The sequence below is a fragment of the Saccharopolyspora shandongensis genome (genome assembly GCF_900106995.1).
GTDB classification, from domain to species: Bacteria; Actinomycetota; Actinomycetes; order Mycobacteriales; family Pseudonocardiaceae; genus Saccharopolyspora; species Saccharopolyspora shandongensis.
Genome location: NZ_FNOK01000002.1, coordinates 288,282 through 300,054, shown reverse-complemented (window position 1 = coordinate 300,054; position 11,773 = coordinate 288,282). Strand labels below are relative to the sequence as shown.

Below are 11,773 nucleotides of genomic sequence, written 5' to 3'. Positions count from 1 at the left end.
TGAAAGGCGCCGGCGCCTGCCGAGCCACCGTCTCACCCTCGGCCATGCTGAAGTGCGTCGGCCGCTGAGCCACCGGCTCATCCCCAGCCATGCTGAAACGCTCCGGCGCCTGCTGAGCAGCCGTGACGGCATCGTCCGTCCCGCGCCCGGCCATGCTCCTGCTCGGCGCTTCCGTGCCGCGCAACGCGACTGCCGACTCGCGCACCTCGACGTCTTCTTCCAGCGGGGAGAAGGAATCCGCGCTCGCCTGGTCGGTTTCCTCGTACTGCTTGGCCGTCGCGCGCACGTTGTCGGCGGTGGTGCTGACGCCCTCCTTCGCGGCGTTCAGGGCGTCGAGCCCCTCCTTCTCCATCGGGTTCACGATCGGCGGCAGGAAGGAGCACAGGATTCCGTACGCCTCGTCGGACATGCTCACGGTCTCGGCAGCCGAGATCGCGGTGTCCAGCCGGTCGGTCAGTCCGTCCAGGTGGCTGGCGTGCGCGGTCAGCTCCTCGGCGACGACTTCGAAGGTCATGGCGCTTCCCCTCAGTTATTCAGTCCAGTTTGGACAGAACTTCGGCCAGGCGGTGCTCGATGCGCCGGTTGTCGGCCGGGGAGATGCTGAGCCAGGCGCCCTGGCTGACCATCAGGTACCGGCCCTGGTGCGTGTCGAACCAGGTGACCAGCGTCGACGCCCGTTCGGAGCCGCGGGAGACGCCGAACTGCCCGCCCGCGCGGCGGGTGTTCGCCAGCTCGGCCAGCGCCGTGGCGTCCTGGGCGGGCACCCCCGCCCTGGCCAGCGCCACCTCGTCGTCGAGGTCGCCGCCGAAGGGATCGTCGTCGTCCTCGTCGAGCGCGCTGGCCAGCTGGTCCTGGCGAACCGAGATCGACCGCAGCGGCCCGGGTTCGTTGGGCGGCAGCACGCCGACGGCCGCGACCGCCAGCGCGGTCGGGCGGATCTCCGTCAGGTACAACTCGCCGGCCGCCAGCTGCGCGAGCACGCCGGTGCGCCCGGCGACGGCGGCCAAGGCCTGCAGCGAGCCCCCGATGTGGCCCACCACGTCGACCGAGACGTCGTGCTCGTGGAGCAACCGCAGCAGGTCCACCAGCCGCGGGTCGAGCTGGTCGCCCGTCGCGTACCCGCGGCCGGACAGCGACCGGAACGCATCGGCGGCGAGCTCGGCGCGCTCCTCCATCGTCGCGCCGAGGCTCGGCACCTCCAGCGGGAACGGGACGCGGCCCAGCCCGAGCGCGCCGTGGACGAGGTCGAATTCGGCGGCGGACAGCACGAAGTCCGGCGCTGTTGTCGTGGTCATCACTGGCCCTGCTGCTTCTTCCGCTTGCCCTCGCCGATCACCGGCGGCGGCAGGTCGGCGCCAGGCACCTCGACCACCGGGCCCCCTTCGACGTACTTGCTGGTGCGTTCCTTCTCCTGGTTATCGCCCTGGCCGCGCTGGGCGCCCATCGGCCCCATCCCGGGGGCACCCGCCGCGCCGGACTGACCGGGCATGCCGGAGCCTCCGCGACCGGCGAACCCACCGTCGGGTCCGCGGCCGGTGCCCGACACGCCACCGGGGCCCACGCCCGACGTCCCGCCCGGGCCCACCCCGGAACCGCCGCCCGCACCCGACAGGCCGACCGGCCCGCCGCGGAAGCCCGAACCACCGGAGCCGGGACCGCCGGAGCCCGGACCACCAGGGCCCGGACCGCCACCGGGGCCGATGTTGGGCAGGACGGGCCCACCCCGAGGGCCGCCGGTGCCGGGGATCGGCGGGGGCGACCCGCGCCACCCGCCTGGTCCTTGCTGGTTCCCGGGCTGGTTGGGCCCGCTGCCGGGCCGGTTCACGCGCGGCCCGGTCATGTAGGGGCCACCGTCCGGCCCCTGGAACGGCCGCGGCTGGTGCTGCCGGTCCTCGCCGAGCGGCGGCAGGTTGCCAGGCGGGTGGACACCGCCAATGCCCTGGGAAGTCGTGCTCTTGGGCTGGTAGTCCCCGAGGGGCGGCAGCTCCGGTGGCCGGAACGACTGCGTCGGCGGATCCATCGACGGGGTGGTGCCCAGCGGCGGCGGGGTGTTGCCCAGCGGCGGGGCCGAGAACGACTGCGTCGGCGGATCCATCGACGGGGTGCTGCCCAGCGGCGGCGGGGCGCCACCCGGCTGGCCGCCCTGCGGCGGCTCGAACGGCACCTTCGCGGACAGGCGCTGGGTCTCCAGGACCTCGCCCGGCGTCGAGCTCGGCGGCGCTTCCGGATCCGTGCCCACGTTCTGGGGCTTGAGCTCGGCGGGCTCCTCGGCCACGTGCTGCTTCTGCAGTTGCACCGGCTCGTCGTTCGTGACCGGGTTCGGCGGGGGAGTGAACTTCGGGGTGTCGCCGTCGATGTTGCGGGACTGGTCTTCCATCCAGGTCATCACCTGGACGGCCTGCTCGTGGGCGGAGGCGGACCGGTCCTGGTGGGCCTTCAGGTCGACGTAGGCCTGCTGGAAGGCCCGCATGTCGCCGGTGCTGAAGGTCACGGCCGCCACCGCGTTGAGCATCTCGCCGCCCCCGACCGGCTCGGGCATCTCGGCCCTGGCGGTTTCCATGATCTGCCCCTGCACCGCGATCCGCTCCCCCAGAGCGCCCGCGGTCGTGCCCGCCTCGTGGTTCCAGTCGGCCAGCTGCTGGATCGCCGACCGCGCCGCGTCGGCGGCCTCGCCCTGCCAGCCCGATTCGGTGGCCCGTAGCCGCTCGCCCATGCGCGTCGCGGATTCGGCCAGCTCGCTGCTCAGCCGGTTCCACTCGTCGGCCAGCTGGCCGACGCGACCGGGATCGTTGCCGGCGTGCACCGCCTCGTAGAGCTCGCGGTGGCTGCGCGAGGCCCAGTTCTGCGTCTCGGTCAACGCGAAGTCGGCGTCCGGCCCAGTGGTCTCCTGGGTCATATCCGGTCTTTTCCCCTCGACTGCGGATCGTTGCACCCGGCCGAAACCGGTCCCATCAAACGAGCTTCCGGAACGAGTCCGACACGCGCTCTTCGATGTCCCGGTACTCGCGCATCGCGGCGACGATGGCGTCGCGGGCTTCCTCCAGGACCTCGCGGTAGCTCTTGAGCACTGCCGTGAAGGAGTTCTCGTCGCCTTCGGCGCGGGTTGCGAACTTCGCCGCCATGGCCTCGCCGACCGGGTTCTGCCCCAACGGCGCGTGCTGGTTGAGCGAAGCGGACCTGGTCAACCATTCATCCACTGTGGACAACTGGTCTTCCAGCGCGGAGCGGATCTCCGCACCGGCCGCCGGGTCCAGGCGCAAGCCTCCCGATTCCACCGCCTTGCGCAATTGCCTGACGCCGGACACGGACCGAACGAGCGCGAGCTGTGCCCGTTCTTCCACGTCTTCGCTCATGAATCCCCCAGACAGAACATCACCTGGTTTATGATCGCACTCGCCGCCAACGCCGGACCAACGCCGGCCCAATGCGAGCGTTGGTGGATGCACTCGCCGACGAACGACTCGATCGGGAGCGGATGTCTTCTCCGAGAACCCGACCACAACCGCGGATTCGCTTGCTGGGACCAGTGGAATTGCTGCGTCCGGACGGCAGCGCGGCGACCATCGGTGCCGCCAAACGGCGTAATGTCCTCGCCGCACTGGCGATCGACCTCAACCACGTCGTCTCCGCCGACCGGTTGATGGACATCGCCTGGAACGGCGGTCCGCCCCCGACTGCCAGGGCCTCGCTGCAGGGCCACATCGCCCAGCTGCGCAAGGACCTCGGCGACGGCGTGGAACTCGTCACCCGTTCCCCCGGCTACGTGCTGGTCGCGCCGCGCTCGATGCTCGACGTGACGCGGTTCGAGGACCTGATCGCGGACGCCAGGTACGCGTCCGACGACGAGGCCGTCGACCTGCTGCGCGCCGCGCTGGCCCTGCGCCGCGGCCCGGCCCTGGCCGACGTCGAGGCGGAAGGCCTGCGCCGCGACGTCTCGGACCGGCTGGACGAGTCGGTGGTCACCGCCGTGCACGAGCTGGCCCGGCGGCTGAACCGGCTCGGTCGCGCCGCCGAGGCGATCGACCAGCTCCGGGAGGCCGTCGCGATGCGGCCGCTGCGCGAGCCCCTGGTGGAACTGCTGGTGCTGAGCCTGCACCGGGCCGGCCGGCAGGCCGAGGCGCTCGACGTCTTCCACGACACGCGGCTCCGCCTCGCCGACGAGCTCGGCGTCGCCCCCGGAGTCGGCCTGCGGGAGGCCTTCCACGCCGTGCTCAGCGCCGACGACGAGCGGCCGCCGGCTCGCGTTCCCTCGCAATTGCCCAGGGAGAACCGGGGTTTCGTGGGCCGCGGCGCCGAACTCGCGCAGCTGGACGCGGCGCTGGACGACGACGGCCCGATCCGGATCCTCACCGGCCCCGCGGGCGTCGGCAAGACCGCGCTCGCGCTGCGCTGGGCGCACCAGGTGGCCGCGGACTTCGAGGACGGCTGCCTGTTCGTCGACCTCCGCGGGTTCGACGACGCGGATCCGGTGGCGCCGGAGCAGGCGCTCAGCGGTTTCCTCCGCGCGCTCGGGGTGCCTGCCGCGCGGATCCCCGACGACCTCGACGAGCGCGCCGCGCTGTACCGCTCGGTGCTGGCGGACCGGCGGCTGCTGGTGGTGCTCGACAACGCGCGTTCGGCCGCGCAGGTCCGCCCGCTGCTCCCCGGCAACTCGGGTTGCGCGGTGCTGGTGGCCAGCCGGAGCCGCCTGGACGACCTGGCAGCCACCGAAGGCGCGGTCCGGCTGTCGCTGCCGGTCCTGGACCGGGAGGCGGCGGTCGCCGTTCTGCGGCTGCTGCTCGGCTCCGAGCGGGTCGCCGCCGAGCCCGCCGCCGCTGCCGAGCTGGCGGAGCTGTGCGACCGGCTCCCGCTGGCGCTGCGGATCGCCGCCGCCCGCGGCTCCAGCCATCCGCACTTCACGATCCGCTCGCTGGCCGACATCTACTCCGACGAGCGCCACCGGCTGGCCAGGCTGTCGCTGCCGGATTCCGGCGGGAGCATCCACGCAGCCCTGACCACCAGCTACCGGCGGCTCGACGCCGCGTCGGCGCGGCTGTTCCGGCTGCTGGGCGAGCACCCCGGCGCCGAGGTCGACTACTTCGCGGCCGCCGCGCTCGCGGGCAGCACGCTCCGGGACAACCAGGCCCGGCTGGAAAACCTGGTGGCGGTCAACCTGCTGCAGGTGACCGGGCCCGGCCGGTACGGGCGGCACGACCTGATCCGGCTCCACTCCGCGACCCTCGCCGCTGGGGAGCCCACGGCCGACCGGGACGCCGCGATCACCCGGCTGCTCGACTACTACCTGCACGCCGCCGAAAGCGGCCTGCGCGCGGTCGAAGGTCCGGCGCGGCGGCCCGGGCAGCAGGCCGCGCACCCGCTCGCCGAGCTGCCCGACCTGCCGACGGCGCAGGCGGCGCTGAACTGGTTCCGGACCGAAGAAGCCAACATCCAGCACGCGCTCGCGCTGGCGACCGCGCGCGGCCAGCACGACCGGGCGTGCCAGCTCGGGCTGTACCTGGACCGCTTCCGGCGCCACCTCAGCGGGCCCGACCCCCGCGAGCTGGGCGAAGCGAAGGCGCAGGCCTTCTTCCCCGGGCACATCCTCGGGAACTCGGTCTCGTAGCAGCAGAAAGCCCCCGCAACGGCTCGGGTGCGGGGGCCTTCGGGGTCTGTCAGGACCGGGTGCGCTGCACGGCTTCCGCGACGGTGCGGCCGAAGACCTGCATGCCCTTGGCGTTCGGGTGCAGCGGCGCCGCGACCGAGGTCGGGACCACGCCCTCGAAGTACTTCTCCGCCGGGGCCGCGCAGGCGTCGTGGCCCACGCTGACCGGGCCGAGGTCGACGAACCGCGCGCCGTGCGCCGCCGCGCGCTCGCCGAGCATCGCGCTCAGCTTGTCCACACTGGACTGGATGTAGTCCGCGTCGCGCGCCCAGATCGGCTCCTTCGGGTAGCAGCCGCCCGGCCGGAGGTAGGTGCCGTAGCCGACCACCACGATCTCGGCGTTCGGCGCCCGGTGCCTGATCTGCGCGAGCGCTTCGTCGAAGCGCGGCACGAGCGCATCGATCCGCTCCGCGAGCTCGTCCTTGCCGCCCGCGGTGAACTCGTCCGCGCAGGACGATCCGAGCGGATCCGGAAGCAGGTTCACGCACGAAACCGCGGACCGCACCAGCGAAACGTCGTTGCCGCCGATGGTGACCGACACCAGGTCGGTCCGGTCGCTGAGCGCGTCGTACTGCGGGGCCATGATGCCGTGCTGCCTGCCGGAGAAGTCCTTGATCTTCGCGCCCGAGCAGGAGACGTCGGTCAGCTTCGCGCCGATCAGCCGGGCGGCCACCCGCGGGTAGTTCTCCCGCGAGCGGAAGCAGAGCAGGTTCGGATCGGGGTTCGGCGTGAGCGGCCCGGCGGCCGCCGAATCACCCATCGCCACGTATTCGAACTCGTCGGCCGCGTGCGCGGTGGGCGCGAGCAGCGCCCCCGCCACGGCGAGGGCAGAACCTAGTTGGGCGAGACGACCGAGCTGGGATCCCACGCGGGCCTCCTGCGAGAGCTGGGCACTGGCCAGCTTGATCTAGCACGGCAAGATCCCCACGGCGCGAGAATTCACCCGATCATCGAGCGACCCAACGCGTCCCGGCCAGGGCGTTTCAGGACGGAGTGCGGAAACGCGCGCGACGTGGACGCCCGGATCTCCGGATGCCGGTTTCGCGCGAAACCGCCAATCCGCGTGAGGCCCGGTGCCGGTTTCGCGCGAAACCGCCGCTCCCTCAGGCCTTCGGCCGAGCCTTTCCGGAACGGCCCCTAGAGCTCTCGGTGAAGGGCTCTGGTGATGCCCGCCGCGACCGTCGTCGCCAGGATCCAGCCCGAGGCGATCAGCACCACCGTGATCCACTGCGAATTGCCGTGCGCCTGCCACATCACGTCGTGGCCCAGGTTGATGATCGGCACCAGTTGGTCCACCGTGTACAGGAACGGGTTCCACACCGGGTGGTCTTCCTCGTTGATCGGGACCAGCGGGTGGTGGTCGAACCAGGTGGTGCCCGCCGCGGTCAGCAGCACCAGCCAGATCAGGGCGCGCAGCGGGCGGTAGCCGTAGCTGACCGTGATCAGCTGCAGCATGCTCCACAGCCGCACCGGCCACCGGAACGCGGGCCGGGTCGCGGCCGCGATCGCCTGGTAGCGGCGCCGCTGCTTCTCGATCAGCACCAGCACCGCGTGTTCCTCGTTGCCGTTGCCGCGGAACACCCGCGCCAGCTGGTCGTACGGCCCGGGCTGGTAGCGGCCGCCCGAGTTGGCGCGCAGCCAGCCGAGGCGCTCTCGCACCGCGGCCTGATCCGTCGGCTCGATGGTGGTGGTGAAGTTGTCGTACCCGAAGTCCTCGACGTCGACGCCGCCGGACGCCGCCCACAGCGACGCGCTGTCCGCGAGCAGCTCGCACTGCGCCTGCCGCAGCATGATCCGGCCCTGCGGCGCGGTCTCCGGGACCAGCGTGAGTTCCTGCACCACCAGGCCGAAGGCGTTGATCGCGTTGCGGCTCGTTCCGTCGCCGAGCCGGCAGCCCCAGAAGTTCGCCTGCCGCCCGATCTCGGCGCGCCGCAGCTGCACCTCGCCCTCGGCGAGGAACGGCCGGCTGCCCGCCGCGCACACCAGGTCGCGCGCGATGCGGGCCGCGCGCAGGTCCAGTGAGGACTTGTAGGACATCCGGTGGCGGTGCCACGCGGGCTTGGTCAGGTGCGCCGAGCGCAGGTCGAGGTTGGCGCCGATCTGGGCGCCCTGCAGCTGGATCGAGCCGACGACGTCGGTCTCCCGGCAGTCCAGGTTGCTGCCGACCACGATCCGGCTGGCCTGCAGCACGTCGGTGCGCGGGCCGTGCAGGCAGGCATTGTTCAGCTGGAAGCTGCCGTGCACCCGGACGTCGACCATCCGCACCTGGCCGTGCAGTTCGACCCGCGACGCCTCCAGGTTGCCGAGGATCTCGGTGCCGTCGAGGTGTACCGAGCGCAGCGGCTGCTCGACCGACGCCTTCGCGGAGCGCGACCAGCTCAGGTCGACGTGCGCGCCGGACATCCGCAGGTCGCCGCCGACCTTCGCGCTCACCATCCGGATGGTGCCGCCGCTGCGGAAGCCCTGGTCGATCTGCACGTCGCCGCGGATGTCGCCGCGGTCGATGACCAGCGTGCTGGTCGGGTCGTCGTACTGGGATTCGCCGCGCTGCGCGGGCTTGACGCCCGGTTCCAGCACCGCGTCGCGCAGCCGCAGGTCGCCGAAGATGTGCGCGCTGGGCAGGAACATCAGGCCGGCGACGGTGAACGGCCGGCGGGTGAGCGGGTCGACGTCGCAGCGCAGGCTGCCGCCGATCTGGATCCCGTTGGCGTTCAACGCGTACCGGCCCCGGTTGCGCAGCGCCCCGCCGGAGAGCGTGAGGTTGCCGCCGACCTTCGCGCCGGGGATGCGGATCTCGCCCGTTACCTGCAGCCGCAACCCGAGCAGCGCGCCGGAGACGGACAGCCGGTCGCCGTAGATGGCGCGGCCGCCGGGATTGCGCAGCTCGCTGTCGTTGAGCAGCAGGGAACCGCCCAGCTGGGCATCGGCGAGGTCGACGATGCCGCCGATGCTCGTGCAGTTGCGGAGCACGGTGTCGTTGCTGGTGTTGAGGTTGCGGGCGGCGATGCCGGGGAACCGGCAGTGCCAGAGCACCAGTCCGGCGATGTTGGCCTGCCGCAGGTCGGGCGCGTGCTCGAACCGGCAGCGGACGAATTCCAGCAGGTAAGGCAGGTCGGTGGCGCGCAAGTCCAGGTGCCCGGTGATCACCGCGTCCTCGACGGCGATGACCTGCTGCTGGCCGCCGCTGCGCCGGGAGAACGGCCGCCAGCCGGGCTCCTCCAGCGACTCGACCAGGCGGCGGGCGAGGTACTCGCCGCGGATCTCGCGGTCCTGGGAGTGCCGCACGGCGTGCACGTCCAGCGGCGGGACGGCGCCCTGGGTCACGCGGTCGGCTCTGCCCTGCCGGAGCAGTTCCTCGAACCGCTGCTCCGCAGCGGTGAGCGGACCGTTGCTGTCCCACGGCTTGACGACCGGCACCCTCGCCCCCGACCTAGTCCCCGACCAGCTGATCAACTTGATCACCCGAAAAGGTAGTCGATCAACTGCCTATAGAACTCCGACGTGTGATCACAACCCTTGGTTGCGATGCGCGCTGGAGTGCAGCCGGATGGCCTATTCGGTTCCACGTGAAACCTCGGCCCGGAACGAGCGAACGGCCCGTTCTCCTCGCGGTACGAGGTGAACGGGCCGTTCGCCGCGGTCCTACCTTCGGTCACTCCGGGACGGGGTGGGGGTGGGTGTGGGTCGGGTCGAGGACGCGGGCGAGGAAGGTGCGGGTGCGCTCCTCCTTCGGCGCGCCGATCACGTCGGCCGGCGGCCCCTGCTCGACGATCCCGCCGCCGTCCATGAACAGCACCCGGTCGGCCACCTCGCGGGCGAACTGCATCTCGTGGGTGACCACGAGCATCGTCATGCCCTCGTCGGCGAGCTGCCGCATCACGCCGAGCACGTCGCCGACCAGCTCCGGGTCCAGCGCCGATGTCGGCTCGTCGAACAGCATGACCTGCGGGTTCATCGACAGCGCCCGCGCGATCGCGACCCGCTGCTGCTGGCCGCCGGAGAGCTGCGCGGGCATGGCGTCGGCCTTGTCCGACAGCCCGACCCGCTCCAGGTTCTCCCGCGCGACCTTCTCCGCCGTCGCCTTGTCCCGGCCCAGCACCTTGCGCTGCGCCACGGTCAGGTTGTCCAGCACGGGCAGGTGCGCGAACAGGTTGAACTGCTGGAACACCATGCCGATGTGCCGGCGGGCGCCGTCCAGGTCGGTGTCCGGGTCGGTGAGGTCGGTGCCGTCCACCACGACCTTGCCCGCGGTCGGCTCCTCCAGCAGGTTCACGCAGCGCAGCAGGGTCGACTTGCCGGAACCGGACGGGCCGATGACGCAGACGACCTCGCCGCGCTCCACCTCCAGGTCGATGCCGCGCAGCACCTCCAGGGAGCCGAACGACTTGCTCAGCCCGTTGATCTCGATCATCACGTCGCTCATGCCTTGGCCCCCTTGGTCCGCGCCCCGCCGCCGTACTTGCGCTCCAGCAGGTCCGAAACCCGGGACAGCGGAATGGTGATGATCAGGTAGCACAGCCCGGCCACCAGCAGCGGCGTGAGCGATGCGTACTCGTTCAGCGCGGCACGGCCGAACTTCGCCAGCTCGTACTCGTTGGCGGCCAGGCCGAGCAGGTAGACCAGCGACGAGTCCTTGGTCAGCAGGATCAACTCGTTGGTCAGTGGCGGCAGGATGATCCGGAGCGCCTGCGGCATCACCACGGTGATCATGGTCCGGGTCGGCGACATGCCCAGCGAACGAGCCGCCTCGATCTGCCCCTTCGGCACCGCCTGGACGCCGGCGCGGATGGTCTCGGCCATGTAGGCCGCGCCGACCAAGCCGAGCGCCAGCATCACGGTGGAGTAGATGTCGAACCGCAGCTGGAAGGCGATCGGCACGCCGAAGCCCAGCGCGATGAACACCAGCAGCGCGGGCAGGCCGCGGAACAGCTCGATGTAGCCGGTGGCGATCCACCGGTACGGGCCGACCGGCGACATCTTCATCAACGCCAGCACGATGCCCAGCCCGAGGCCGAACCCGAAGCCGAGCGCGGTGTAGATGATGGTGTTGACCAGCGCCGTGGTGATCACGGCGGGGAACTGCGCCATCGCCACGTCGACGTTGAAGAACGCCCGCGCGATGGAGCTCCAGTCCGCGACCACGGCCACCACGATGATGACCACGATCAGCACGGCGTACTGGATGCCGCGGTTGAGCCGGGCCTTCTGCCGCCGGCCCAGCCCCGACTTGGGCCGCTCGGTGTCGGTTGTCATGAAGTCTCCTGATCAGTGTCGGGGCCGGCGGTGGAGCACCCGCCGACCCCGTCCGTTGGCATTGGAGCGCTACGCCCCGCAGGCGATCACTGCGGCTTCTTGCCGAACCACTTCTCGTAGATCTTGTCGTACTCGCCGTTTTCCTTGAGCTTCTTCAGCGCGGCGTTGACCCGGTCCTTCAGCGCCGTGTTGCCGGTCGCCATGCCGATGCCGTACTGGTCGCCGGTGCTGAACTCGTTGGTGATCTCGACGTTCGGGTTGCTCTTGACGAAGTCGCCGAAGACGCTGTTGTCGTTGATCGCCGCGTCGACCTGGCCGGTCTCCACCGCGGTCACCGACAGCGGGAGGTCCTCGAACTGGACGACCTCGTAGCCGTTGGCGTCCTTGTTCTCGTTCGCGTACTTCTCACCGGTGGTGGCCAGCTGGACGCCCAGCTTCTTGCCGCGCAGGTCCGACAGGCTGCGGATGCCCGAGCCCTTCTTCGTCATCAGCGCCTGGGTGGAGTCGAAGTACGGGTCGGAGAAGTCGAAGTTCTCCTCGCGGGCCGGCGTGATGCTCATGGCCGCGGCGGCCACGTCGCAGCGCCGGGTGTTGAGGTCCTCACCGGACTGGATGCCCTCGAACGGGGTGTCCAGGATTTCCTGCTTCAGGCCCATGTCCTTGGCGATCGCGTCGACCAGGTCGACGTCGAAGCCGACGATCTTGCCCTGGTCGTGGAACTGGAAGGGCTTGTAGTCCATGTGCGTGCAGGTCGTGAGGATGCCCGGCTTGATCACCTCCACGCCGCCGTCCGCCGTGCCACCACCGCCGGTGGTGGACTCCGCACAGCCCGCCGCGACAGCGGTGGCCAGGGCCAGAGCGGGCAGCAGAGCCATCGCT

The 11,773-nt window shown here is 71.2% G+C and carries 10 protein-coding genes; 1 reads left to right on the top strand and 9 read right to left on the bottom strand.

The annotated features are described in order from the left end of the window. From BLW84_RS50110 to BLW84_RS03095, 4 genes are all read right to left on the bottom strand, one after another. Positions 1-514, bottom strand: a 514-nt coding sequence (locus tag BLW84_RS50110) for a type VII secretion target (RefSeq protein ID WP_342743087.1), incomplete at its 3' end; no start/stop codon positions are given. A 19-nt stretch (positions 515-533) separates the two neighbouring features. Beyond that, positions 534-1,295, bottom strand: a complete 762-nt coding sequence (locus BLW84_RS03105; protein WP_093260984.1) for an ESX secretion-associated protein EspG — start codon at positions 1,293-1,295, stop codon at positions 534-536. Then, complete coding sequence (locus BLW84_RS03100) at positions 1,295-2,896, bottom strand: PPE domain-containing protein (RefSeq protein WP_093260982.1); 1,602 nt, start codon at positions 2,894-2,896, stop codon at positions 1,295-1,297. Before BLW84_RS03100 ends, BLW84_RS03105 begins: the two co-directional genes overlap by 1 nt. 55 nt (positions 2,897-2,951) lie before the next feature. Beyond that, entirely contained in the window at positions 2,952-3,353 is a 402-nt protein-coding gene (locus tag BLW84_RS03095) for a hypothetical protein (protein WP_093260980.1), read from the bottom strand. Positions 3,354-3,526: 173 nt separating this feature from the next. On the opposite strand from BLW84_RS03095, the gene BLW84_RS03090 reads away from it, so the two are divergent. After that, entirely contained in the window at positions 3,527-5,602 is a 2,076-nt protein-coding gene (locus BLW84_RS03090; protein WP_245760893.1) for an AfsR/SARP family transcriptional regulator, read from the top strand. A 49-nt stretch (positions 5,603-5,651) separates the two neighbouring features. Here the strand turns inward: BLW84_RS03090 and BLW84_RS03085 are convergent, their stop codons facing one another. From BLW84_RS03085 to BLW84_RS03065, 5 genes are all read right to left on the bottom strand, one after another. Beyond that, complete coding sequence (locus BLW84_RS03085) at positions 5,652-6,509, bottom strand: SGNH/GDSL hydrolase family protein (RefSeq protein WP_245760892.1); 858 nt, start codon at positions 6,507-6,509, stop codon at positions 5,652-5,654. Between the two features lie 269 nt (positions 6,510-6,778). After that, a complete protein-coding gene (locus BLW84_RS03080; protein ID WP_093260978.1) occupies positions 6,779-9,058 on the bottom strand; it encodes a translocation/assembly module TamB domain-containing protein in 2,280 nt (759 codons plus the stop codon). A gap of 235 nt (positions 9,059-9,293) precedes the next feature. Then, positions 9,294-10,064, bottom strand: a complete 771-nt coding sequence (locus BLW84_RS03075) for an amino acid ABC transporter ATP-binding protein (RefSeq protein ID WP_093260975.1) — start codon at positions 10,062-10,064, stop codon at positions 9,294-9,296. Further along, complete coding sequence (locus tag BLW84_RS03070; RefSeq protein WP_093260974.1) at positions 10,061-10,894, bottom strand: amino acid ABC transporter permease; 834 nt, start codon at positions 10,892-10,894, stop codon at positions 10,061-10,063. Before BLW84_RS03070 ends, BLW84_RS03075 begins: the two co-directional genes overlap by 4 nt. A gap of 86 nt (positions 10,895-10,980) precedes the next feature. Beyond that, positions 10,981-11,769: an ABC transporter substrate-binding protein gene (locus tag BLW84_RS03065; protein WP_177226243.1), complete on the bottom strand. Its 789-nt coding sequence runs from the start codon at positions 11,767-11,769 to the stop codon at positions 10,981-10,983. Positions 11,770-11,773 lie beyond the last annotated feature (4 nt).